Origin of the sequence: Micromonospora sp. CB01531, from assembly GCF_001905095.1 — a bacterium.
In the GTDB taxonomy this organism is placed as follows: Bacteria; Actinomycetota; Actinomycetes; order Mycobacteriales; family Micromonosporaceae; genus Micromonospora.
This window is the reverse complement of the sequence record NZ_LWLS01000087.1, coordinates 26,992-51,158: the sequence shown is the minus strand read 5'-3', so window position 1 is coordinate 51,158 and position 24,167 is coordinate 26,992. Positions and strand designations below refer to the sequence as shown.

The window sequence follows — 24,167 nt, the reverse complement described above, 5'->3', positions numbered from 1 at the left end:
CAACGAGAAAAGCCCCGGCGCAGGGCGCACGGGGCGAGGGCCGGCACAACGGGCGCAGTCGGCGGACCACGCACAGCACCGATTTTCGCTTGCCGCCCTGCGCGGGTCGCCCGTCATCGCGGGACCTTCGACCGTGCCAGGGCACGGTGACCAGCGGTCTCTGGGTGGAACTACGCGACAAGGTTACGCGACGTGTCCCGCTACTTCCAAATCGCCCCCGGAGTGCCCTCGGTCACCCTCACCCGGGTTGATGACCCACCCCGAGGTACGGCACATTGCGCCATCGCCCGGGCGGGACAGGCCGGTGTGCGGCACACCGAGTCAATCAGGGCGAGCATGCCCGGCCGGGGCCCGCTCGGGCGGGCGAATCAGGCGCGGGTACGGCGGCCCCAGGCGTAGCCGGCCAGGGCCACCACCACCCAGACCAGCGCCCAGGCGCTCAGGAGCAGTGCCGCCGAGGCGGTCAGGTCGCCGGTCAGCGCCCGGGCGGTCGGCATCACCGGCGGCGCCAGCCACGGCAGCACCGAGTCGCTCAGCCCCAGGACCAGGGCACCGACCGCGCCGACCGAGAGCACCGCCACGCCGTACCCGGCGCTGCGGGTGATCGCCCGGCTGGCCAGGGCGCCCAGCGCCACGGCCGCCGGCAGGGCGAGCAGATGGGCCCAGAGGCCGAGGGCCACTCCGGCGGCCACTGACCGGTCCCCCGGCCCGGTCTCGCCGGTCACCCCGCCGACCAACCAGGGGAAGACCAGCGCGACGGCCACCGTGCCGAGCCCGGCCACGGCCGCCGCCAGCAGGCCGGCGGCCCGCTCCCGGACCGGGCCCACGACCACCCGGGCCAGCCGGCGCTGCACGTCCGGCTCGACGTCCAGCAGGATCTTGGTCTGCCAGGCCAGCACCGGGAACAGCACCACTGCCGAGACGCCGTACGCCTCCGCCGGCCGGGCCCGGCCGCCGCCGTAGAGGACGCCGAGGGCCAGCAGGCCGGCCAGCACCGGCGCCAGCGCCCGTCCGGTACGCAGGAAGCCGGCCAGCCGCAGCCGGACCAGCGCGGTCACCGGGCCGCCTCCGCAGGCGGGCCGGGGCGGGCCGGCACACCAGCGTCGAGCCCGGCCGGAGCGGGCGAGGCCGGGATGGCGGCGCCCGCCACCGGGGCGGCATCCGGATCCGTGCCGGCCACGGCGGGCGGCCCGGGATCGGGGCGCGCGACAGGAGGCGGGCCAGCCTCGGCGGGGCGCGTGGCGGGAGGCGGGGCGACGTGGTCGCGTACCCGGAGAACGTGGTGGCCGGCGGCGCGCAACCGGGCGACGGCGTCCGCCACCCCCGCGGCCGGTACCGCCAGCTCGACCACCGCTATGCCCGCACTCTCGGTCGGCGCCTGCGCGGTGACCGTGCCGTCGGCGACCGTCCAGCGCGATGCGCCGGGCAGCCGCACCGTCTCGCCGCGGTGGTCACTGACCAGCGCCGCGCCGCCGCCGGCCAGCACCTCGCCGATCAGCTCCGGCACCAGCTCGCGGGCGGCGGCATCCAGCCCCTCCCAGGGCTCGTCGAGGACGAGCAGGCCGGGCGGGCGCAGCATCGCCTGGGCCAGCCCGACCTTCTGGGCGGTGCCCTTCGACAGCTCGGGCAGCCGGACCCCGTGGAACCGGGCCAGGCCGAGCCGGTCGACCCAGTGCCGCACCGCCCGGTCGACCGCCGGACCGGAGAGACCGGCCAGCCGCCCCATCCCGGTGAGGTACCCACCCACGGTGAACGGCTGGTCGGCGGGGAACCGCTCCGGGACCCAGCCGACGGCCGCGGGGCGGTCGACCACCCGACCCCGGGTCGGCCGGAGCACGCCTGCGGCGAGCTGGAGCAGGGTGGACTTGCCGACGCCGTTGCGCCCGAGGACCACCGCCACCTCGCCCGGGCCGAACCGCACCTCAGCGCCGCGCAGCACCCACGGGCCGCGCCGGTGGTAGCGCAACCAGACGTCCTCCAGCCGCATGTGGCGAGCCTGCCACACGGCAATGACGAACGGGGCCCCGCCACGTGAGTGGCGGGACCCCGTCAGGGCTGTCGTGCTCAGGCCTCGGCCGGAGCCTCGGTCAGGTTCTTCACCGCGTTCGGGTCGACCGGGACGCCCGGGCCCATGGTGGTGGTGAGGGTGACCTTCTTCAGGTACTTGCCCTTGGCCGCAGACGGCTTCGACCGCAGCACCTCGTCCAGCACCGCTGCGTAGTTGTCGATCAGCTGGGACTCGGTGAACGAGGCCTTGCCGATGATCAGGTGCAGGTTGGAGTGCTTGTCCACCCGGAAGGTGATCTTACCGCCCTTGATGTCCGAGACGGCCTTGGCGACGTCCATGGTCACCGTGCCGGTCTTCGGGTTCGGCATCAGGCCGCGCGGGCCCAGGATCCGCGCGATCCGGCCGATCTTGGCCATCTGGTCCGGGGTGGCGATCGCCGCGTCGAAGTCCAGCCAACCGCCCTGGATACGGGCGACCAGCTCGTCGGTGCCCACCTCGTCCGCACCCGCAGCGGCGGCCTCCTCGGCCTTCGCGCCGGCGGCGAAGACGATCACGCGGGCGGTCTTACCGGTGCCGTGCGGCAGGTTGACCGTGCCGCGGACCATCTGGTCCGCCTTACGGGGGTCGACGCCGAGGCGCATCGCGACCTCGACCGTGGCGTCGAACTTGACGGAGGTGGACTCCTTGGCCAGCTTGACGGCCTCGGCGGGAGAGTAGAGCTTCGACCGGTCGATGACCTCGGCGGCCTTGCGGTAGCTCTTGCTGCGCTGCATTTCTCGTAACTCCTGTGGTCTATGGCGGGCCGCGGCGTCCGCAGGCCCTCCCACGAACTGATCGGGTGGGGCGGTGACCGAGGTCAGTCGGTGACGTTCAGGCCCATCGACCGGGCGGTGCCGGCGATGATCTTCTCAGCCTGGTCGAGGTCGTTGGCGTTGAGGTCCGCCATCTTCTTCTCCGCGATCTCCCGCACCTGGGCGCGGGTCACGCTGCCGACCTTCTCCTTGTGCGGGACGCCCGAGCCCTTCGGCACGCCGGCGGCCTTGATCAGCAGCCGGGCGGCGGGCGGGGTCTTCAGCACGAAGGTGAAGGTCCGGTCCTCGTAGACGCTGATCTCGGCGGGGACGATGTCGCCCCGCTGCGACTCGGTCTGCGCGTTGTAGGACTTGCAGAACTCCATGATGTTCACGCCGTGCTGGCCGAGCGCGGGGCCGACCGGCGGCGCCGGGGTGGCCTGGCCCGCCGGCAGCTGAAGCGTGAACGTCTTGACGAGCTTCTTCTTCGGAGGCATGTCTCTTCCTGGGGCTTGGAACTGGGATTCTCGCCGGCCGCGGGAGCGCACGGTCAGCGCGGTGCGACAGCGGCGACGTTCTAGGGTAGCGCAGACGTCCGTCGCCCCTCCGCCGAGGTGCGGCGGGGCGGCGAAACGACGCACCGGCGGCAGGCCCAGGGGCCCCCGCCGGTGCCGACGTACGTCAGATCTTGGCGACCTGGTTGAAGTTGAGCTCGACCGGAGTCTCCCGGCCGAAGATCGACACCAGCACCTTGAGCTTCTGCTGGTCGGCATTGATCTCGCTGATCGTCGCCGGCAGCGAAGCGAAGGCGCCGTCGGTGACGGTGACCGAGTCGCCGACCTCGAAGTCGAGGACCTTGACCTCGGGCTTGGCCTTCTTCTGCTCGGTCTCGACCGCCGGGGCCAGCCACTTCAGCACCTCGTCGAGGCTCAGCGGCGCCGGCCGGTCGGCCCGGTCGGTCGCGCCGACGAAGCCGGTCACCCCCGGAGTGTTCCGGACGCAGGAGTAGGACTCCGCGGTCAGCTCCATCCGGACCAGGATGTAGCCCGGGAAGACCTTCGCCTGGACCTGGGACCGCTTGCCGTTCTTGACCTCGACCTCTTCCCGGGTCGGCACCTCGACCTGGTAGATGTAGTCCTCCATGTCGAGGGACGTGATCCGGGTCTCGAGGTTGGTCTTGACCTTGTTCTCGTAGCCGGCGTACGAGTGCACCACGTACCAGTCGCCAGGGGCGTAGCGCAGCTTCTGGCGCAGCTCGGCGACCGGGTCGAACTCCTGCTCCGGCTCGGTGGTCGGAAATTCCGGCGCGCTGGCGGCCTCGACCGACTCATCGTTGGCCGCCGTCGCCACCGGAGACTGCTCGTCCCGGGTCTCGGCGGTCTCGTCGTACTCAGGCACGCTCGCTCACTTCCGTCTGTCTCGCTGGTAGCCGGTCAGCTGGGGTTGCCGAAGACCCACAGCACCGCCTTCGCGAAGCCGTAGTCCAGGCCGGCCACGATCGCCAGCATCACCGCGACGAAGGTGACCACCACAGCCGTGTAGGTCAGCAGCTCCTTGCGGGTCGGCCAGATGACCTTACGCAGCTCGGCCACGACCTCGCGGAAGAACCGCGCGATGCGGGCGAAGAGCCCGATCCGTTCGGTGTCCTTCCGGGTCTTCCGGCCCTCGGTCGACTCGGCGCGGGCCCGCTTGCGGGTGGCGGTGCCGCCCCTGGAGACCGGCTCCTCCGCGTCGGTGGCGTCGTCCTCGGCCTCGCCGTCGGCCTCGTCGACGACCGCGTCGTCACGCAGACGCTCGTCGTCGGCGTCCTCGCCGCGCCGCTTGTTCTCGGCCACTTCGCCCTCCGTGCGGGATGTCGGGTCGCACGCTGATGGGCGTGCGCGGCGTGTGCTCACGCCGGCCGGACCAACCGTCCCGCGACGGGCCGCGGCCGGCGGACCGACCGGGAGGGCCCCGAATGCCTCGGAACCAACCCCGCCGATGCCACCACCACGGGCCGGACGCCGCCCTGCGGACGGCGCGACCCACGGGAACGGTCAGGCCTGAGGCGCAGGGGTGACAGGACTTGAACCTGCAGCCTGCGGTTTTGGAGACCGCTGCTCTGCCAATTGAGCTACACCCCTGTGCGGCAACTCACCCCACCCGGACACGCAGTGCCGGGCAGGGGTCACTTGCCCCACGGCGGACCAGTGTACGGGTAGTCGTGCGACTTTCCCAACCGGTCTGCCCCTCGCGCGTCGACAGACCCCTCAGCGGGGCGTCCGGACGGTCGCCCGAGCCTGCGACAGGACTTTCTCTCCCAGGCACGTCGCGGTGACGTCGAGCCTGGTCAGGCCGTCCTCGGTGACCTCCTTGACGACCGCGCTGACCTCGATCTCGGTGCCCTCGTCGGTGTCCGGCACGACCACTGGCCGGGTGAACCGGACGCCGAAGTCGACCACCGCGTCCGGCGCGCCGGCCCAGGTGGTGACCGCCCGGCCGACCAGCGCCATGGTGAACATGCCGTGGGCGATCACGCCGGGCAGGCCCACCTTGGTGGCGGTCCGGTCGCTCCAGTGGATCGGGTTGAAGTCGCCCGAGGCGCCCGCGTAGCGGACCAGGTCCGCACGGGTCACCCGGAACGTCTGGGTGGGCAGCTCCACGGTTCAGGCCTCCCCGCGTACGACGATCTTGGACCAGGCAGCGACCACCGGCTCGCCGTCGGCGGTGCTCACGTCGGTACGGGTGGTCAGGAAGCCGTGCCCGCCCCGGTTGGTGATCTCCTCGATGATGTTCACGCAGACCAGCTCGTCGCCGGCCACCACCGGCCGGGTGTACGCGAACCGCTGGTCCCCGTGCACGACCCGGCTGTAGTCGACGCCCAGCGCCGGGTCCTCGATGATCTGCCGGCTGGCGGCCATGGTCACGAGCACCGGGAAGGTCGGCGGCGCCACCACGTCGGGGTGGCCGAGCGCCCGGGCGGCCTCGGGGTCGTGGTACGCCGGGTCAGTGGCGCCGATGGCGGTGGCGAACTCGCGGATCTTTTCTCGGCCCACCTGATAGGGGGCGGTCGGCGGGTAGCTCCGGCCGACGAAGGACGGGTCCAGGGACATGTCGCGAACCTACACGGAAAGCACGAACGCCGATCCGCGCGGGCTGGCGGCTCGGGGCCGCCGTCCGTGCGGATCGGCGTTCGGAAATGCTGCGGGACCGGGCCGGCGGAGCCGGCCGTGGGTCAGCGGGTCTCGCGGTGGACCGTGTGCTTGCCGTCCCGGGGGCAGAACTTCTTCAGCTCGATGCGGTCCGGGTCGTTACGACGGTTCTTGCGCGTGATGTAGTTGCGCTCCTTGCACTCCACACACGCCAAAGTGATCTTCGGCCGGACATCGGTCGCCTTCGCCACGGCGGAGTGCCTTCCTCGCTAACGGGTAACAACTACAGCGCATCAGCCTACGCGTTGACGGCGCAGACATGCAAAGTGGGCGCCTGCGGCGCCCATCCCACCGACCACCGGGTGACCCGGAGGACGAGAGTAGCGGTGGCCGGACTTGAACCGGCGACACAGCGATTATGAGCCGCTTGCTCTGCCATCTGAGCTACACCGCCGTGGCGGGTCCAGCCGGACCCTTTGAGCCCCCTTACGGAATCGAACCGTAGACCTTCTCCTTACCATGGAGACGCTCTGCCGACTGAGCTAAGGGGGCCTACCCGAGCACCCCGTGGGGTGCCGCGCAGGGGAAACAGTACACGACCCCGCCCGCGAGGTGAAATCGGATCCTCCGTTGCCGCGTTTCCGCAGCTCAGGGCACTGCCCGCAGGCGGGGCAGGTCACCGACGGTGATCGTCTCGGGCTCGACCTGGGCACCGAACCAGGCCTCCAGCCGCTCGTACGGCAGGGGCCGGCTGAACAGGAAGCCCTGGCCGATCTCGCAGCCGATGTCCTGGAGCAGCTCCAGGGTCAGCTCGCTCTCCACCCCCTCGGCCACCACAGCCAGGCCGAACTGCTGGGAGAGCGTCACGACGGCGTTCACGATCGCCAGGTCACCCGGATCGGTCGCCATCCCCTGCACGAAGGAACGGTCGACCTTCACCTCGTGCACCGGCAGCCGGCGCAGTTGGGCCAGGGACGAGTTGCCGGTGCCGAAGTCGTCCACCGAGAGCCGGACGCCGAGATCACGTAGCCGCCGCAGGGTAGGTATCGGACGTTCGGTGCCGTCCAGCACCCCGGCCTCGGTGATCTCCAGGGTGAGCCGCTGCGGCGGCACACCGTACTCGTCCAGCAGCTCGCGTACCAGGGTGGGGAAATGCTGGTCGGTGAGGGTACGGGCGGCGAGGTTGACCGACACGGCGAGCGCCCGCTCGCCGTGGCTCCAGTCCCGGCTGCGGCGCAGGCTCTCCCGGAGCACGAACTCGGTGAGCCGGCCCAGCTGGCCGGTGTGCTCGGCCACCGCCACGAAGTCGTCCGGCGCCACCGTGCCGTGCGCCGGGTGCTCCCAGCGGGCCAGGCACTCCACCCCGACCAGGCGCCGGTCCCGCAGCGTCACCTTGGGCTGGAAATAGACCTCCAGCGCACCGGCGTCCAGCGCGCGACGCAGGTCGCTGGCGAGACCGAGCCGGCGCAACGACCGGGACTCCAGCGCCGGGTTGTAGAGCTGCACGCTGCCCGGCACGGATTTCGCCGCCGTCGCCGCCAGGTCCACCCGCTGGAGCAGGGTCACCGCGTCGCTGCCGTGGTCCGGGTGCACAGCCACCCCGACCGCGGTGTCCACGTCCAGGGTGAGCGCGTCGAAGACCATCTCGTCGCGGATCTGCTCCCGCAACTGCCCGGCCAGCTCCAGCGCCGCCTCGGCGCTCTCCAGCCGCAGGGTCACCAGGAACTCGTCGCCGCCGGCGCGACCGACCAGGGCCGACGAGGGCGCGCAGGCGCGCAGCCGCTCGGCGACCTCGACGAGGACCTTGTCGCCGGCCGCGTGGCCGAGCGACTCGTTGACCTGGCGCAGCCGGTCGACATCGAACAGCAGCAGCGCCACCACCTCGCCCGGTGCGGCGATCTTGACCGCCTCGGCCACCGCTGCGGTGACCCGGCGCCGGTTGGCGAGCTTGGTCAGCGCGTCGTGGTTGGCGTCGTGCCGCAGCCGGTCGACCAGGCGGGAGTTTTCCAGGGCGACCGCGGCGTGCGCGGCGACCGTCTCGAAGACCGGTATGTCGCTCTGGGTGAAGTGGCCCACGTCGCTCAGCCGGTTGACGACCTCAAGCGTGCCGATGACCGCCTGACCAGAACGCAGGGGCACCACGATGACGTCCTTGACCTTGGCGTCACTTGCCGCCCGGCGGGCCTCCTGCTCCGCACCGAAAGCACGGCCGACCGCCACCGTGCGGCCTTCCGTTGCGGCCCGCTCCCGCAGCACCGCAGGGGTGTAGACCACGTCGAGCAGACCCTGGTCGTCGACCCGGGCGGTGAGCAGCAACTCGGGATGCCGACCCTGCGCGGGCAACCAGAGCGTGGCGTACTCGGCCTGCATCAGTGCGCGCACCCGGCCGAGGAGGGCGTCCGCGAGCGTGCCGTCCTGACCGCGCTCGGCGGTGGCCCGGGTCAGGTCGTACATCTGGGCGAGGGTGCGGTGCTGCCGGAAGAACCGCGCGTAGGACCGGTATACCAGGACCAGCGCCGCCGCCAGCGCCACCTGCAACAGCACCGACCACCACGTGGTTCTGACCGCGATCAGGATCATCAGACCCATCGAGGTGTTGATCGCGGCGGTGAGCAACGGGGCCGGGGCACTACGGAGCGCGTCTCGCCCGGCCTGCCACCCCTGGAGAAGGGTGTGCACACCGGCGACGGCGGCGAAGCTGACGACGATGACCGAGGCGACGGCGGTGAACAGGATCATCCACGTGCCAGGCCCCACCCCCCGCATGGGCGGTAGGGCCTGGAGGACGAGCACGGCCAGGGAGGTGCCGGCGGCCGCCTTGGCCACGTTGAACCAGAACTTTGCTGGCGGCAGGCGATGCCGCGTCTGGGTGACCATCGACGCGACGGTGTAGATCACCACAACCGTCAGCGGCGGCAGCAGGAAGAGCGCCACGACGAGTGGGATCTCGGTCAGCGTCATGCCGAACGATTGGCGCCGGACCACGAAGTTGAGCACCGGAATGCCAACGGCGATCATGATCGCCAGCAACGCGGCAGCCAGCCCCCACTCGCCGGAAGGCTCGTCTGAAACCAAGCCGGTGATCGTGGCGCAGACTACCGCGAACAGAGCCAGCGGTCCGGTGATGAGCCAGGCGTGATCGATAGATCTCCGTCGCGACCGTTCACGGCCAGCCATGGCACTCCCTACGAGCTTCGGGCTGCCCAGGCTCCTCGCCCGTCAGATGTTTCCCGTGTCAGTCAGTAACCACCGTCGGTGGGGGCGACGGTCCAGATGATGTCCGCATTCGCGTGGTCGCCAGCGGTGTCGCTGTAGTGCCCGAAGCTGAACCCGATGGCCGCAGCGGCGGCGATCGCGAGGACCGAGCCAAGCAGTCGGCCCAACCGTTGACCAGACATGATTACTCCTGTCGGGGGGCGTCACAGGGGTTAGGGTTCCACGATCGTGCCACAGGGCTCGCACATAGGAAAGCGCCGGCAGCCGGGCTGGCCCCGTGTGGTGGACTCCTTCCGCCGTTCGGCCCCCGCCCTACGGCACACCCGGCCAGATCAGGACGGCCCTGGACCGGTGAAACGCTTCGCTCACTGTGGATTCCGACCTAAACCGCAAATCGATCATCGGCCCCCGAGGTCATCGCCCGTAGCCTCCCCCGGCAGGTCGGCAGCCCCGTCCCCCTAGTGCCACCCCGGACCGCCGGCCATAGGTCACCATACATGCGTGGAGTCGAAATCCAGACCCCTGACGTCATCTTTCCGTCACCCCGCTCGGCCCGGCGAGAATTGCGCCGGCACGCCACGATAATCGCGTGATCGCGCAACGCCCCTCGTCGGTGTGGCCGACCCTCGGCGCCTCCCTGCTGGTCGTGGCCGGCGGCGCGCTGCTCTGGCTGCCGCTCCACACCCAGCACGCGCTCGACGACTGGGAGAAGGAACTGCGGGGCACCGGCACACCGGCAACCGCGAAGGTCTACGACCGGGTCACCAAGTCCGGCGGCAACCGGACGAGCGCGTCGACCACCATGTACTTCCGATACGAGCTGGCCGGCCGGACGTACGAACAGGAGGTCGGCTGCGTCGAGGTGTGCCGGTGGCCCGGCGACGAGGTAAGGATCTGGGTGAATCCCAATGATCCGGGAGACTTCGTCACCGACTTCGACCAACTCAGCGGACACCGGGGCCGCATTCAGGGCGGGCTGGGCGTGGTCGGGTTCGGGATCCTGGTCGTGGCGGTGCCGCTGCTGCTCTCCCGCATCCCGTTCGACCGCTGGTTCCCGCGGCGTACGCCGCCACGCCGGTCCAGTGCCCGGATCGAGGGCAGTGGCAGGTTCACCGGCCGTTCCAATCACAAGCGGAGCAGCCGACGCTGACCGGCCCCGGCACGTGGCGCCAAGGCCTCGGCAGGTCACCGACCGGACGAAGGCCCTTGACCTTTGCCCACCTCAGGCGCGGCGGAACTCCGCGCACCAACGGATCCCACCGTCGGGGGCGACGATCTCCTCGACCCGGGCCGGGGTCAGCGGGCCGGCCGCGAAGGCGTCGACCTCCGCCCGGGCCAAAGGCCAGGGCGGGCCCTCGACGACCTCGTCGTCCCGCCGGCCGGCCGCGATCATCAGCAGCGTCCCGCCCGGCGCGACCAGCCGGCCGACCGCCGGGATCGCCCGCTGCCGCAGCTCGACCGGCAGCGCCTGCACGTTCATGCTCTCCAGCACGAAATCGAACCCGCCCAGCCAGTCGTGCGGCGGGTCGAGCAGGTCGGCGGCCTCGTACCGGACCGGGGAGTCCGGGTGGCGGCGGCGGGCCTCCCGTACCGCCGTGGGAGAGATGTCGAAGGCGACGGTGGCGAAGTCGAGGCGGGCCAGATGTTCGGCGTCGCGGCCGAAGCCGCACCCGACGACCAGCGCGCGCCGACCAGATCCGTCCGGCCGGGTCCGGTCGGTCCACTCGCTGAGCAGGGAATGCGCCCGGTCGAGGTCCCACGGGACGACCGCCTCGCCCCGCTCGGCGTCGGCGTAGAGCCGCTCGAACCAGCCGGCCGGATCGCCCTCGGTGGCCGGGGAGGACAACCGATCGGTCAGCTCGTTGTCGTGCACGGACGCCTCCTCGCCTTCGGGGAAGCCCTGGATCCGTGGCTTCGAGTCGGCGCGAAGGGCCTCAACCGTGTTGGTCGCCCACCCTAGCCTCCGTACGTGCCCGATCAGACGGATGACCAAGGGCAACAGCGATCATCACGGGCAGGAGACGACGAAGGCCCCCAACCGACGTTTCCGTAGGTCAAGGGCCTTGCCGATCCCTGGTGGCGGGTAGAGGATTCGAACCTCTGTAGCTTTCGCGACGGATTTACAGTCCGCTCCCATTGGCCGCTCGGGCAACCCGCCAGGGCGTACCACCACGCTATCGCGCGGCAGCGGTAGCAAGGATAGCGGTTGCCCCCGGGGCCGCCGCAACCGGGTACCGTCAGGGGGTCCCACCGCTGGTCAGCGGGGGACGGAACCTGACAGACCGCCGGACAGCAGGAGCATGAGCATGGCAGCGAACCCGTCGTTCGACATCGTGAGCAAGGTCGACCGGCAGGAGGTCGACAACGCCCTCCGCCAGGCGGAGAAGGAGCTCGCGACGCGGTTCGACTTCCGCGGCACCGGGGCGGAGATCTCCTGGTCGGGCGAGGAGGCGATCAGCCTCCAGGCGGAGACCGAGGAGCGGGTCCAGGCCGCCCTGGACGTCTTCAAGGAGAAGCTGGTCAAGCGGAACATCTCGCTCAAGTCGCTGGACGCCGGCGACGCGCGTTCCTCGGGCAAGGTTTTCAAGATCGACGCCAAGGTGATCCAGGGCATCGACTCGGACAAGGCCAAGGCGATCAGCAAGAAGATCCGGGAGGACGGCCCGAAGGGCGTCCAGGCGCAGATCCAGGGTGACCAGCTGCGGGTCACCGGCAAGAAGAAGGACGACCTCCAGGCCGTCATCGCGCTGCTCAAGGGCGAGGACTTCGGGGTCGCCCTCCAGTTCACCAACTACCGCTGAGCGTCCCGGCCGGCCCCGCTCCGGGGCCGGCCGGCCCGCCGTACACCGCCCCGCCCGAGTCGGCGGCACCATATCCCGGATGTCGCGCGTCCAACCCGACGGAATGCCGCAACCCACCCCATATCAGGCAAACAGCGGCGGAACGGATCCGCTCAGCGGGTGAAGATCAGCAGCAGGATCACCGTCACGACCGCGCTGATCAGGATCGAGCCGACGCAGCCGATCCGGTTCGAGAAGAAGACGAACATGCCAGCGCTGTACCCGCCTGGCGCCGCTTCGATCCGCGCGAGGGTCGACCGCTCAGGCGGCGACCGCCGCGTGCTCGGCGCGTATGGCCGTGGCCTCGGCGCGGGCGATGGGGCCGGCGGGCAGTGCGGCGACGGCGGCCCCGACAGCGACGGCGGCCCCGGCGAACAGGAAGGCCCAGGGCACGCCGCCGGCGTGGTCGACGATCAGCCCGGCCACCGATCCCCCGGCCGCGCTCGCCGCCACCGACATGGTGACCACCCAGGTGTACGCCTCGTTCAGCATGCCGGCCGGGGCGATCCGGCCGACCAGGGTGTTCTCCAGGGTCAGCGCCGGGGCGATGGTGGCCCCGCCGAGCACCAGCGCGATGCCGAGCGCCAGCGGGGTCGGCATCACCGCGTACACGGCGAAGCCGGCCGCCACCGCGCCGAGCAGCCAGGCGAACTGGCGGGTCATGTTGACGGCCGGCCGGCGTACCCCGAACCAGAAGCCCCCGACCGCGCTGCCGATGCCCCAGACGGCGAGCAGCACCCCGGCCAGGCTCTCCGGGTCGTCGGCGGTGGCCTGCCCGGCGAAGGCCGGGACGATCACGCCGGCGGCACCGAACGCGATGCCCAGGCTGGCGACGCAGAGCAGCAGGGCCGGGAAGCCACCGACCCGCAGCGGGCCGAGGCCCTTCGCCTGGTGCTCGTGCGGGTGCGGGCGCCAGCCGCGCATCACCCGGCCGAGCGCGACGGCGGTGGTCCCGACCAGGGTGACCACGGCGGACCCGACCAGCGCGGCGGCGGCGTCGGCGGCCAGCACGAACCCGGCCACCAGCAGCGGGCCGAGCACGAAGACGATCTCGAAGAGTGAGGTCTCCGCGGCGAGTGCGGTGTTGCGCAGGTGGGCCCGGCCGGTGGCGGGGGCGGTGAGGTCGTTCCAGGCGCCCCGGATGGCAGCGGTCAGCGGCGGGTAGGTGGCCCCCGCGATGCCGGCGGCCAGGTAGATCAGGGCGAGGTTGCCGGCCCCGGACCGGCTGGCCAGGAGCAGGCCGAAGAGGGCGAGCGGGTGGGCGACCGCGGTGGCGAGCAGCACCGGCGTGGGGCCGACCCGGTCGGCGATCCGCCCGGCGATCGGGCTGAGCGCGGCGCCGGCGAGCGCGTAGATGCCGCCTGCGACCGCGGCGAGGGAGTAACGGTGGGTCACCGCCTCGACCACGAGCAGCAGCGCGAGCGGGGTCATGCCGATCCCCAGGCGGCCGATGATGCCGAGGACCAGCAGCATCGGCGCGCCGGGGATCCGCCAGACGCCCAGGTACTGGCGCAGTGCGGCCAAGGAGGCACCTCCGGGGGGAGACAGGTAATGGGCGGAAGCCCCTTTGACCCTAACGCCGCGACTCGCCGTGGGAATGGTCGGTTCGCTCACACCGCCCGGCAGGGCGGGGCCGAAGACGACTCCGCCCGCGTCCCGGCGGGGACGCGGGCGGAGACGAGCGCGGTCAGCGCTGGAACTGCACCGGCCCGGCGCTGCGGGCCATCTGCTCCAGGCGGGCCACCCGCTGCTCCATCGGCGGGTGGGTGGCGAACATGGCGGCGATGCCGCCACCCCGCTTGAACGGGTTGTCGATCATCAGGTGGGCGGTGCTGGTGAGCTGGCCCTGCGGCGGCAGCGGGCGCATCTGCGTACCCATGTGGATCTTGCGCAGGGCGCTGGCCAGGGCCAGCGGGTCCCGGCTCAGCTCCGCACCGGACTGGTCGGCCTGGAACTCACGGCTCCGGCTGATCGCCAACTGGATCAGGGTGGCCGCGATCGGGCCGAGGATCAGGGTGAGCAGCAGCACCGCCGGGTTCGGGCCGTCCTCGTCGTCGGAGGAGCCCAGCGGGATGAACCAGGCGATGTTGGCCAGCATGGTGATGATGCCGGCCAGACCGGCCGCCACGCTGGAGATCAGGATGTCCCGGTTGTAGACGTGGGACAGCTCGTGCCCGATCACGCCGCGCAGCTCGCGGTAATCGAGGATCTCCACGATCCCCTGGGTCACGCAGACCGCCGCGTTCTGCGGGTTACGCCCGGTCGCGAAGGCGTTGGGCTGGGCGGTGGGGCTGACGTACAGGCGGGGCATCGGCTGGCCCGCCTGGGTGGACAGCTCACGGACCATCCGGTACAGCTCGGGGAACTGTGCCTCGCTGACCGGTTGCGCCCCCATCGAGCGCAGTGCGAGCTTGTCGGAGTAGAAATAGGTCACGCCGTTCATCAGCAACGAGACGACGACGGCGATGACGAGGCCACCGCTCCCGCCGAACCAATAGCCGACCGCGAGGATCAGCGAGGTCAACAGGCCGAGCAGTGCTGCGGTCTTGAGACGGTTGTGATGCACGATCGCTCCTTCGGTGCGCGGATCCACGCGGGGCCCGCTGACCGGTTCAACACCACCGGTACCCGTCAACCATCCCGCCCATTACTGAAAGTTGGCTGAGGGTTCCTGTGCGGCGGCTGTGCCGCTTGGGCACCGAGGGACAAACCGCCGCTCAGTGGGCGGCCAGGTCCAGCACGAGCTGCGGCGCGAAGCCCACCACCACAGCGAGGGCGGTGGCCACCCCGATGGCCGCGACCACCGTCCGGGCCGGCCGGGCGGTGGCCGGGCCGGGTGCCGCGTAGAGGGTGGCCACCAGGCGCAGGTAGTAGGCCAGGCCGAGCACCGCGTTCACCGCCACCACCAGGGCGAGCCAACCGGCGTGCCCGGCCAGCAGGGCCCGGACCACGGTCACCTTGGCGAACAGACCGGCCAGCCCCGGCGGCAGTCCGGCCAGCCCGACCAGCGCGAGCGCGAACGCCCCACCCACCCACGGGTGGCGGCGGGCCGCCCCGCGCAGGTCGGCGAGGCTGCCGCCGTCGCCGTCCGCCGGTCGCAGCGCCACCACCGCCGCGAAGGCGGCCAGCTCCAGCAGCACGAAGAAGACGAGATACGCGACGGCCGCCGCGTACGCCGCGGTGCGGGCGTCGGCGGTGCGGCCGGCGGCCAGCGCCAACGCGCCCAGCGGGGCTAGGACGTAGCCGGCCTGGGCCACCGAGGACCAGGCGAGCAGCCGGACCGTGCGCCGCTGGCGCAGCGCCACCAGGTTGCCCACGGTCATGGTGAGCACGGCGAGCAGGGCCAGCACCGGCCCGGTGACGGTGGCCGGTAGGGCGCGCTGCACCACCGCGAGCAGGGCCACCACCCCGCCCAGCTTCGACGCCGTCGACAGGTACGCGGCGACGGGCAGCGGCGCGCCGTCGTAGGTGGCCGGGGCCCAGGCGTGGAACGGCACGGCGGCGACCTTGAACGCCAACCCGACCACCACCAGCGCCACGGCCACCGTGGTGAGCGGCAGATCGCGCACCTCGGCGCTGGCCGCGAGGGTGGCGCCGAGCCGATCCAGGTGCAGGGTGCCGGTCACCGCATAGAGCAGCGCCGCGCCGAGCAGGGTCAGGGCGGTGGCCACCACGCTGACCACGAAGAAGGTGACCGCCGCCTCGGCACCGGCCAGGCTGCCCCGGCGCAGCCCGACCAGGACGTAGAGCGGCAGGGTGAGCGTCTCCAGCGCCACCACCAGGGTGATCAGGTCACCCGCCGCGCCGAGCAGGACGCCGCCGGTCATCGCGCAGGCGAGCAGGAAACAGTATTCCCCCACCGGAATCCGGCCGGCCCGCAGCAGCGGACCCGACAACGCCAGCACGCCGAGGGTGAGCAGGGCGACGACCGCCGCGACCAGGGCCGCCCGCCCGCCGAACACATACGAGCAGTCAGTGCCGACGCAGAAGGTGCGCCGCTCGCCCCCCGTACCGACGAGGGCCGCGCCGAGCGCGGTGGCCGCCGCGCCGGTGGCGGCGACGGCCACGGTGACGGCGGCCCGCGCCACCAGCAGGTCGGCCAGGAGCACGAGTACGGCGGTGCCGGCGGCCAGGTACGCCGGCAGCAGCGCCACGTGATCCACGCTCTGCACCAGGCTCATGCCGCCACCTCGCTTCGCTCGGCGCCGGCACGAGGCATCCCTGCGCTGCGTTGACGATTCACTCGCTGACGCTCGCTCATGGGAGAACTCCCAGCAGGGCGTTGACCGGGCCGCTGGCGTACGACAGCACGAGGGCCGGCGCCAGGCCGACGGCGAGGGCGAGCAGCACCAGCGGTGCCCAGGCGGTCAGCTCCGCCCCGGCCAGCCCCGGCGCGAGCGGCCCCACCGCCGGGCTGGGCCGCCCGTGGCTGACCCGGCGTAGCAGCCGCAGGAAGTACGCGGCGGTCAGCGCCCCGCCGAGCGCGGCCAGCACCCCGAGCGTGGTCCAGAGCCCGCCACCGCGCCGGACCGCGGCGATCACGGCGAACGCCTCGCCCCAGAAGCCGGCCAGCCCGGGCAGGCCCAGCGAGGCGACCGCCGCGAAGCCGAGCAGCCCGGCCAGCCGGGGCGCCGTCTCGCGCAGCCCGGACAGGTCCACGAGCGAGCCGGTGTGGGTACGGTCCTTGATCGCCCCGGCCAGGAAGAAGAGCAGGCCGGTGATCACGCCGTGCGCGATGTTGCCGATCAGCGCGGCCTGCAGGCCGGTGGCGGTGAGCGTGGCCACGCCGAGCAGCACGAAGCCCATGTGTCCCACGCTTGAGTACGCGATCAGCCGCTTCAGCTCGTCCTGTGCGAGGCAGACCAGGGACCCGATGAGGATCGCCGCCACGGCGAGCACCCCGAGCACCGGGGCGGCCCAACGGGCGCCCTCCGGGGCCACCCCGACCGCCACCCGGATCAGGCCGTACGTGCCCATCTTGAGCAGCACCCCGGCGAGGATCACGCTGCCGACGGTGGGCGCCTGGGTGTGCGCGTCGGGCAACCAGGAGTGCAGCGGCCAGAGCGGGCTCTTCACCGCGAAGGCCAGTGCCAGCAGGGTGAACGCGGCGAGCTGGGTGCCCCGGGAGAGCCTGGATCCGCCGGTCAGCGCCACCAGGTCCGCGGTGCCCGCGGCGGCGACCACCACGTAGACGCCGACCAGCAGCAGCACCGAACCGAAGAGGGTGTAGAGGACGAACTTGCGGGCCGCCCGCCGCCGGTCCGCGCCACCCCAGCCGGCGATGATCGCGTACATCGGGAGGAGGACGACCTCGAAGAAGAGGAAGAAGAGCACCAGGTCGAGGGCGAGGAAGGTGCCCAGGATGCCCACCTCGACCACCAGCAGCAGCGCGACCAGGGTCCGGCCACTGCCACCGCCCGCGGGCACGCGCCACAGCGTGTAGCCGCAGCAGAGCAGGGTGAGCAGCGCGGTCAGCACCACCAGCGGCCAGGAGATCCCGTCCACCCCGAGGTGGAAACGCAGGTCCAGGCCGGGCACCCAGGGCAGGTCGAGCTGATGCCAGGGCTGCACGCCGGACTGCGGCCCGACCCAGCCGTGCTCCCCGCCAACCAGCGGCAGCGTGGCGAGCAGCGTCAACGCCGCGGCGGCGGTGCCGACCAGGCGTCCGGTCCGGTCGCCCGGGCTGGCGGCGGCCGCGACCGCGCCCAGCGCGGGCAGCGCGAGGACCGCGACCAGCAGGAACTCTCCGAAGCTCATGCCGGCGGCCTCTCAGTTCGCGACTGCGGGGCTCGCATACCCGGCTCACTCCTCGCGTTCACGGCAACACCCCGATCACTGCCACGGCGAGGCCGATGAGCAGGGCGCCGGCCAGCACGCCGGCCGCCGCCCGCGGCAGCGCCGCCCGGTGCAGGGTGGCCAGCCCGCCGCCCAACTCGACGGCGGCCCGGCCGCTCCCCTCCACCAGGCCGTCCACCCCGACCTCGTCCCCGGCCCGCACGGCTTGGGCGAGCGCGGTCGTCGGGCGTACCACGAGGGCGTGCTGGACGTCGTCGAGCCGGAACGCCCGGGCGAAGGCCGGCCGCAGCGGCCCCAGGAAGCGGGCCGGGTCGGCGGCCGGGTCGCGACGCCAGCCGGCCCAGGCGATGCCCGCCCCGACCAGCAGCAACACCAGCGGCAGCAGCAGGTTCGGTGCGAGATGGACCAGCTCGACGGCCTCCCCGCTGTGGTCGGCCGGCTCGCGGAGGCGGTCGGCGAACCACGGCGCGAAGGCGGCCAGGCCGAGCAGCGCGGCGGGGACCGCGAGCAGCAGCACCGGCCAGCGCAGCACGGCGGGCGGGTCGTGCGGGTGGGCCAGCGGGAGTCGGGACGTACCGAGGAAGGCGCGCAGCAGCAGTCGGGTGGTGTACCAGGCGGTGACGACGACGCCGAGCAGCCCGGCCAGCCAGACGAGCCAGCCGACCCAGGCGTAGCTCGGGCCGCCGCCTTCCAGCGCGGCGGCCTCGGCGGCGGCGAGCACGCCGTCCTTGCTCCAGAAGCCGGACAGCGGCGGCAGCCCGGCGAGCGCGCCGAGGCCGATCACCGTGCACCAGAAGGTCACCGGCATGGCCGTCCGGAGGCCGCCCATCCGGGACATCAGAGTGGTGCCGACGGCGTGGATCACCGCGCCGGCCGCGAGGAAGAGCAGCGCCTTGAACGCGGCGTGGGTGAGCAGGTGGAACAGCGCTGCCGCGGGCGCGCCGACGGCGAGGGCCCCGGTCATGTAGCCGATCTGGGAGACCGTCGACCAGGCCAGCACCCGCTTGATGTCGTCCTGGGCGGTGGCCGCGAACGCGCCGAGCAGCAGCGTGATCGTCGCCATCACCCCGAGCACGGCCAGCGCGATCGGGGCGCGCTCGAACAGCGGGAAGAGCCGGGCGACCGCGTACACGCCGGCGGCGACCATGGTGGCGGCGTGGATCAGCGCGGAGATCGGGGTGGGACCGGCCATCGCGTCCGGCAGCCAGGTGTGCAGCGGGAACTGGGCGCTCTTGCCCGCCACCCCGGCGAGCAGCAGCAGGCACGCGGCGGTGAGCGTCGCGGTGGAGTAGTCGTGGGCCAGCACGTCCGCGATCCGGAAGCTGCCCGCGCCGACGCCCAGCAGCGCGATGCCGAGCAGGAAGCCGACGTCCCCCGCCCGGGTGACCAGGAACGCCTTCACCGCGGCGGCCGGCGCCTCGGGCAGCCGCCGGTCGTGGGCGATGAGCAGGTAGGAGCAGAGGCCCATCACCTCCCAGCCGACCAGCAGCAGGATCAGGTCCCCGGAGACCACCACGGTCAGCATCGCGGCGGTGAACAGGCTGATCTGCGCCGCGTACGGCGGGTAGCGGTGGTCCACCTCGACGTCGTCGTGCGGCCCGCGCTTCAGGTAGCCGATCGAGTAGACCTGCACGGCCAGGGCCACCGCGGCCACCGCCGTGGCGACCAGCACCGCCACCCCGTCCAGCCGGTAGCCGAGGGTGACCGTCAATCCGCCGAGGTCGACCCAGGTGGTGGCGTCCTCGACCGGGCGGTCCACCCGGACCAGCAGGGCCACCGCCGCCAGCAGCGCCAGCGCCGCGCCGGCCACGCCGAGCGCGATCGCCACCCGCCGGGCCCGGTCCTCTCCGGTCGCCGCGCCCCTGGGCGACGGCGGCAGCAGCAACCCGACCAGACCCACCAGCAGGGGTACGCCCGGCAGCGCCGCCGCGAGCAGTCCGGTCACTTCTCCCCCTCCGGCGCGTCGGTGGCCGGCCCGCCCGACGGCGGGCACGCGGGGCCGGCGGGACGTGTCGCCGTCGCCCCGGCAGGCACCGGCGCGGACGCCTCGGTCAACGGCACGTCGTCGACGGCCACGCTGGCCCGCAGCCGGTAGAGCTGGAGCACGATGGCCAGCCCCACGCCGATCTCGGCGGCGGCGAGCACGATCACGAAGAGCGCGAAGACCTGGCCGGAGTGCGGCAGCTGGGCCCGGACCGTGGTGTCGGCGGTGACCAGGATCAGGTTCACCGCGTTGAGCATCAGCTCGACGGCCATCAGCACGAGGACGGCGTTGCGACGGCGCAGCACGCCGTAGGCGCCGAGGCCGAACAGCAGCGCCGCGGTGACGTACGGGATGACCGGCCTCACGCGCGCCCGCCCTCGTCGGCCACCGCACCGGCCGGCTCGGGCCGGGCCGGCGGGCCATCCGCCGGTCGGCGTTGGGCGCCGGGCGCGCCGGGCCGGCCGATGTCGGTACGGGACAGCACGATCGCGCCCACCAGGGCAGCGAGCAGCAGCACCGAGAGCAGCTCGAAGGGCAGCACCCACGAGCGGAAGACCTGCTCGCCCAGGCGGTCGGCGGTGCCCGCGGCGGGCAGGTCGACCCGGGACCAGCGGAACGCGTGGATCAGCAGCACGGCCAGCCCCAACCCGCTGCCGCCACCGATCAGCGCGGCCGGCCAGCCCGGCCGGTCCAGGTCGTCGGAGGCGCCGATCGGGGCCCGGGTCAGCATCACCGCGAAGAGCAGCAGCACCACCACCGCGCCGACGTAGATCAGCACCTGCACCCAGGCCACCAGCTCGGCGGTGAGCACCAGGTAGTCGCCGGCCAGCGCGCCCAGGCAGACGACCAGCCAGAGGCCGGCGCGGACCAGGTGCTGGGTGCCTACCACCAGCGCGCCGGCGCCGACCGCCACCGCGCCGAGGGCCAGCAGCAGCACGTCCGCACCGGTCATGACGCGGCGCCTCCGCCCTGCTCGGTGCCGGGCTCCGGGCGTACCCGGGAAGGGGCCGGACGCGGGGCGGGTCCGGCGGCCTTGCGGGCGGCGGTGGTCTCCTCCTTCGAGGGTTCGCCGCGTGGGTCGTGGGCCGGCGGTGGCGGGACGGTGCCCATCCACTCGCCGAGGTGGTCCTTGTCGTGCAGCAGGTCCTTGATGTCGTACTCGGCGTACTCGAACTCGGGCGACCAGTAGAGCGCGTCGAACGGGCAGACCTCGACGCAGATGCCGCAGTACATGCAGAGCGAGAAGTCGATGTCGAACCGGTCGAGCACGTTGCGCTGGCGGGGACGGGCGGCGCCGGGCACCGCCACCTCCTCCTTGTGCGAGTCGATGTAGATGCACCAGTCCGGGCACTCCCGGGCGCAGAGCATGCAGACCGTGCAGTTCTCCTCGAGCAGCGCGATCACCCCGCGCGAGCGGGGTGGCAGCTCGGGGGCGACGTCCGGGTACTGCTGGGTGGTCGAGCGGCGGGTCATCGTCCGCAGGGTGACCGCCAACCCCTTCGCCAGCCCCTCGCCGGGAACACCGGTCCGCTCGCTCATGCCGCCCATCCTGCCCTGTGCCCACGCCCCGCGCGACCACCACCCGGCTCTTGGCTGCGCCGGGGGTGATCAGCGCGGCGTCGACCAGTCGGGTGACGTGCCGCTCCCGCCGATCGGATGGACCTGTCCGCCAATCGGCTCGACCGGCCGCACGGCAGCTCAACGGGAACATCGAAGACTTTGTTGATCATCTATGCTGCTCCGGCCGACCAGTACAGGGAGACCACGGGGTATGAAACTGAGCAAGAGGTGGACGCGGGCCCTGGCCGCGACCGCCGTCGTCGCCACCGTCCTGGCGGGCGCACCGGCCGCGCAGGCCGTGCCGACCTACACCGTCACCGGGACGGTGACCGACCGGGCAACCGGCGCGCCGCTGCCCGGCGCCTGCCTCGACCTGTTCAACGCGCCCGACCGGCTGCTCGCCACCCGCTGCGCGGACGAGCAGGGGCGCTACACGTTCTCCGGCCTGACTCGCACAATCCAGCCGCGCCTGCGAGGGCAGGCGGCGGGGCACGCGGAGCTGTGGTGGCCCGCTGAGCCTGATTACTACAACGCGGACCAGCTGCGCTACCCGACCGACGGCAGCACCACCATCAAGGCGGACCTGGCGCTGACGATGGCGGTCGGTGGCTTCGCCGGTCGGATCACCCAGCCGGACGGCAGCCCGGCATACGCCTCCGAAGTCACCGCCATCGCGGTCGGGACTGCTTACTGGGCGGCGAAGGCGCCGACCGACAGCGACGGCCGCTACCGGCTTGACAATCTCCCGGTCGGGTCATACCGGCTCGCCATCGGTCCGCGGGGCTGGGAGTCGACCCAGTGGCTGCCCGGCACTGGTAACCCGCCCGTCGCCACCGTCTTCGACGTCACCCCGGGCGCCACGACCACGGTGGACGGGCGGTACCTGACGGCGAACACCGCGTACGAGGGCGGCACGCTGACCGGCGTGGTGACCAGGGCCGGGACCGGCGCGCCGGTCGTGGCCGCCTGCGTGACCGCGGTCTCGGTCTACAGCGGCCAGGACGCCGCGACGGCGTGCACCGACGCCACCGGCCGCTATCGGCTCGCCAGTCTGTCCACCAATCTCGGCTACAAGCTGCGGGTACGCGCCGACGGCTTCCCCGAGCACTGGGCGCCGAACGCCGTGGACAGCCGCAACGGCTCCACGTACTTCCCGCAGTGGAACAGCGACAAGATCGTCGACATCGCCCTGCGGGCGGGCGGCGGCACGGTACGCGGCCAGATCACCGACTACCCGGGGGCGACGCCCGCGCTGGCCAACTCGGTCCGGGTGTTCGCCGTCGACAACTCCTGGTCCGCCTGGACCGAGGCCGTCGACGGGCGGTACCAGTTCGACCACGTGCCGCCGGGCGACTACCGGGTCGCGGTCAAGCCGCTGGAGCGCACCCTCCAGTACCACCCCGGCAAGGCGACCGCGGCTGAGGGCACGATCGTGCACGTCGCCGACGGCGCGGTCACCACGGTCGACGAGCAGCTCGTGCCCCCCGGTGCCGTCGAGCTGAGGCTGGTGGACGCGGTTACCGGATCGCCGGTCAAGGCCTGCGCCCGGCTGGTCACCGCGCAGGAGGTGGCCTGTGGTGACGCCGGTACCGTCACCTTCCCGAAGGTGTGGGCCACCGGCGACACCCCCGACCGGATCCTTGTCGATCCCAAGCCGACCCACTGGAGCAAGGTCGTAGACCCGGTCGCGGTGGTCAGCGGTGAGACGACCCGGCTGACCGTGTCGCTGGAGCCGGGCGCCGCCCTGGAGACCACCGTCGTGGACGCCAGGGACGGCTCCGTGCCCCCGAAGACCTGTGTCCGCCCGGTCAGCACCTCGAAGCTGCTGGTCAGCCCCACCCTGCAGGACCCCACGTCCAGCGCCGGCGGCTACTGCTCTGACAGCAGCGGCAAGATCCGGATCGGGCCGCTGCCGTCCGGTCCGGTGCAGCTGCTGGTCATCCCGCCCGCCCCGTACGGCGCCCAGTGGTACACCGAGCAGGGGGGCACCGGTGACCAGCGGGCCGCGAAGACGTATCCGCTGCGGGTCGGGCAGACGATGACCGCGCCGCCGATCCGACTCGACCGGGGCGGTGCGCTGACGGGCCGGATCACCGACCGGTCCGGCAAAGCCGTCAGCAGCTGCCTCCAGCCGTTCGGCCGGAGCGCGGATCTCGAATACCCCCCGCTGCGGGCCTGCGCTGTCAACTCCGGCAGCTACACCCTGAAGGGTCTCGGCCCGTACCGCTGGCCGTTGAACGTGGACGGGCAGGCTCGCAGCGAGACGGACATCCTCGCCCCGGCTTGGTCGGGCAACGCCACCAACCGTTTCGACGCGACCCTCGTGCAGGTGACCGCCGGCACCACCACGGCCGTCCCGGACATCGTCCTGCCACCCGCCGCCAGGATTCGAACCATGGACGTCGGCACCACCGCCACGCAGATCGGCCAGGTGGAGGTGTATCAGCCGACCACCGGTGACCGGATCGGCTATGGTGCCGCCCTCGGTGCCGGCAGCACGCTCACCGGCCTCCCGGCCGGACCGATCGTGCTACGCGCGGTCCTCACCAACGGCACCCCGTGCTGGTACGTCGGGCCACCCATCGGGCCGCGGACGCACGGGGGCCTGGGACCGACCCCGATCGTCCTCACCGCCGGGCAGGTGGTCGAAACCCTCCGCCTGGTGCCCGGGGAGACCTGCAAGCCGGTCCGGACCGACATCCGCACCGGTCCGGCCGTGGTGGCGGGCACCCGCTGAACGACCCCGGCGGGCCGGACCGACACCACCGGCCCGCCGGGCACCGAGCTTCTCTTGATCATCGATTCTGCTCCGGCCGACGAGCCCAGGAGGACCACGGCCCA

At 72.4% G+C, this 24,167-nt stretch carries 23 protein-coding genes, 4 tRNA genes and 1 pseudogene; 4 read left to right on the top strand and 24 right to left on the bottom strand.

From position 1 onward, the window contains the following. Positions 1-368: 368 nt before the first annotated feature. The 14 genes from A6A27_RS26345 to A6A27_RS44415 form a co-directional block, all read right to left on the bottom strand. Complete coding sequence (locus A6A27_RS26345) at positions 369-1,058, bottom strand: hypothetical protein (RefSeq protein ID WP_073837338.1); 690 nt, start codon at positions 1,056-1,058, stop codon at positions 369-371. Then, the gene (locus A6A27_RS26340) at positions 1,055-1,987 is read right to left on the bottom strand and encodes an ATP-binding cassette domain-containing protein (RefSeq protein WP_073837337.1); all 933 of its coding nucleotides are present in this window, start codon (positions 1,985-1,987) and stop codon (positions 1,055-1,057) included. The genes A6A27_RS26345 and A6A27_RS26340 overlap by 4 nt, the downstream gene beginning before the upstream one ends. Positions 1,988-2,064: 77 nt before the next feature. Next, complete coding sequence (rplA, locus tag A6A27_RS26335) at positions 2,065-2,781, bottom strand: 50S ribosomal protein L1 (RefSeq protein WP_073837336.1); 717 nt, start codon at positions 2,779-2,781, stop codon at positions 2,065-2,067. Positions 2,782-2,864: 83 nt separating this feature from the next. Next, the gene (rplK, locus tag A6A27_RS26330) at positions 2,865-3,296 is read right to left on the bottom strand and encodes a 50S ribosomal protein L11 (protein WP_073837335.1); all 432 of its coding nucleotides are present in this window, start codon (positions 3,294-3,296) and stop codon (positions 2,865-2,867) included. 184 nt (positions 3,297-3,480) lie between these two features. Next, positions 3,481-4,197 carry a transcription termination/antitermination protein NusG gene (nusG, locus tag A6A27_RS26325; RefSeq protein WP_073837334.1) on the bottom strand — a complete coding sequence of 239 codons (717 nt, stop codon included), beginning with the start codon at positions 4,195-4,197 and terminating at the stop codon, positions 3,481-3,483. Positions 4,198-4,232: 35 nt separating this feature from the next. After that, positions 4,233-4,634: a preprotein translocase subunit SecE gene (gene secE, locus A6A27_RS26320; RefSeq protein ID WP_073837333.1), complete on the bottom strand. Its 402-nt coding sequence runs from the start codon at positions 4,632-4,634 to the stop codon at positions 4,233-4,235. Positions 4,635-4,849: 215 nt separating this feature from the next. Next, positions 4,850-4,922 (bottom strand) — tRNA-Trp (locus A6A27_RS26315). 126 nt (positions 4,923-5,048) lie between these two features. Continuing rightward, entirely contained in the window at positions 5,049-5,441 is a 393-nt protein-coding gene (locus A6A27_RS26310) for a MaoC family dehydratase (protein WP_073837332.1), read from the bottom strand. Positions 5,442-5,444: 3 nt separating this feature from the next. Beyond that, complete coding sequence (locus A6A27_RS26305) at positions 5,445-5,891, bottom strand: MaoC family dehydratase N-terminal domain-containing protein (RefSeq protein WP_073837331.1); 447 nt, start codon at positions 5,889-5,891, stop codon at positions 5,445-5,447. A 122-nt stretch (positions 5,892-6,013) separates the two neighbouring features. Then, on the bottom strand, positions 6,014-6,181 hold the full coding sequence (gene rpmG / locus A6A27_RS26300; protein ID WP_013288652.1) for a 50S ribosomal protein L33: 168 nt from the start codon (positions 6,179-6,181) through the stop codon (positions 6,014-6,016). 130 nt (positions 6,182-6,311) lie between these two features. Further along, positions 6,312-6,384: transfer RNA gene (locus A6A27_RS26295), tRNA-Met, on the bottom strand. Between the two features lie 25 nt (positions 6,385-6,409). Beyond that, a tRNA-Thr gene (locus A6A27_RS26290) sits at positions 6,410-6,482 on the bottom strand. Between the two features lie 96 nt (positions 6,483-6,578). Beyond that, positions 6,579-9,107, bottom strand: coding sequence for a putative bifunctional diguanylate cyclase/phosphodiesterase (locus A6A27_RS26285; RefSeq protein ID WP_073837330.1), 2,529 nt, complete (start codon positions 9,105-9,107; stop codon positions 6,579-6,581). Positions 9,108-9,169: 62 nt separating this feature from the next. Then, positions 9,170-9,328: a hypothetical protein gene (locus A6A27_RS44415; RefSeq protein WP_158074047.1), complete on the bottom strand. Its 159-nt coding sequence runs from the start codon at positions 9,326-9,328 to the stop codon at positions 9,170-9,172. Between the two features lie 407 nt (positions 9,329-9,735). Here A6A27_RS44415 and A6A27_RS26280 point away from each other — a divergent pair, with 407 nt between their 5' ends. Then, the gene (locus tag A6A27_RS26280; protein ID WP_241825474.1) at positions 9,736-10,296 is read left to right on the top strand and encodes a DUF3592 domain-containing protein; all 561 of its coding nucleotides are present in this window, start codon (positions 9,736-9,738) and stop codon (positions 10,294-10,296) included. Between the two features lie 72 nt (positions 10,297-10,368). Here A6A27_RS26280 and A6A27_RS26275 read toward each other — a convergent pair whose 3' ends face one another. Beyond that, on the bottom strand, positions 10,369-11,019 hold the full coding sequence (locus A6A27_RS26275) for a class I SAM-dependent methyltransferase (protein WP_073837347.1): 651 nt from the start codon (positions 11,017-11,019) through the stop codon (positions 10,369-10,371). A 201-nt stretch (positions 11,020-11,220) separates the two neighbouring features. After that, positions 11,221-11,304, bottom strand: a tRNA-Tyr gene (locus A6A27_RS26270). 148 nt (positions 11,305-11,452) lie between these two features. Between A6A27_RS26270 and A6A27_RS26265 the strand changes: the two genes are divergently transcribed. Further along, entirely contained in the window at positions 11,453-11,947 is a 495-nt protein-coding gene (locus A6A27_RS26265) for a YajQ family cyclic di-GMP-binding protein (protein WP_073837329.1), read from the top strand. A gap of 149 nt (positions 11,948-12,096) precedes the next feature. Continuing rightward, positions 12,097-12,195: pseudogene (locus A6A27_RS47185) on the top strand (DUF1275 domain-containing protein); the annotation flags it as partial. 52 nt (positions 12,196-12,247) lie between these two features. On the opposite strand, the gene A6A27_RS26260 reads toward A6A27_RS47185, so the two are convergent. From A6A27_RS26260 to A6A27_RS26225, 8 genes are all read right to left on the bottom strand, one after another. Next, positions 12,248-13,510: an MFS transporter gene (locus A6A27_RS26260; RefSeq protein ID WP_073837328.1), complete on the bottom strand. Its 1,263-nt coding sequence runs from the start codon at positions 13,508-13,510 to the stop codon at positions 12,248-12,250. 163 nt (positions 13,511-13,673) lie between these two features. Next, complete coding sequence (gene htpX, locus A6A27_RS26255; protein ID WP_073837346.1) at positions 13,674-14,552, bottom strand: zinc metalloprotease HtpX; 879 nt, start codon at positions 14,550-14,552, stop codon at positions 13,674-13,676. A gap of 151 nt (positions 14,553-14,703) precedes the next feature. After that, a complete protein-coding gene (locus A6A27_RS26250; RefSeq protein WP_073837327.1) occupies positions 14,704-16,167 on the bottom strand; it encodes an NADH-quinone oxidoreductase subunit N in 1,464 nt (487 codons plus the stop codon). Between the two features lie 76 nt (positions 16,168-16,243). Then, positions 16,244-17,743: a complex I subunit 4 family protein gene (locus A6A27_RS26245; protein WP_073837326.1), complete on the bottom strand. Its 1,500-nt coding sequence runs from the start codon at positions 17,741-17,743 to the stop codon at positions 16,244-16,246. A gap of 58 nt (positions 17,744-17,801) precedes the next feature. After that, complete coding sequence (locus tag A6A27_RS26240) at positions 17,802-19,727, bottom strand: NADH-quinone oxidoreductase subunit 5 family protein (RefSeq protein WP_073837325.1); 1,926 nt, start codon at positions 19,725-19,727, stop codon at positions 17,802-17,804. Beyond that, complete coding sequence (gene nuoK, locus A6A27_RS26235; protein ID WP_073837324.1) at positions 19,724-20,131, bottom strand: NADH-quinone oxidoreductase subunit NuoK; 408 nt, start codon at positions 20,129-20,131, stop codon at positions 19,724-19,726. The genes A6A27_RS26240 and nuoK overlap by 4 nt, the downstream gene beginning before the upstream one ends. Further along, positions 20,128-20,718, bottom strand: coding sequence for an NADH-quinone oxidoreductase subunit J family protein (locus tag A6A27_RS26230; RefSeq protein WP_073837323.1), 591 nt, complete (start codon positions 20,716-20,718; stop codon positions 20,128-20,130). Before A6A27_RS26230 ends, nuoK begins: the two co-directional genes overlap by 4 nt. Beyond that, a complete protein-coding gene (locus A6A27_RS26225; protein WP_393077832.1) occupies positions 20,715-21,305 on the bottom strand; it encodes a NuoI/complex I 23 kDa subunit family protein in 591 nt (196 codons plus the stop codon). The genes A6A27_RS26230 and A6A27_RS26225 overlap by 4 nt, the downstream gene beginning before the upstream one ends. Before the next feature lie 232 nt (positions 21,306-21,537). Here A6A27_RS26225 and A6A27_RS26220 point away from each other — a divergent pair, with 232 nt between their 5' ends. Beyond that, a complete protein-coding gene (locus tag A6A27_RS26220; RefSeq protein ID WP_073837321.1) occupies positions 21,538-24,063 on the top strand; it encodes an MSCRAMM family protein in 2,526 nt (841 codons plus the stop codon). Positions 24,064-24,167 lie beyond the last annotated feature (104 nt).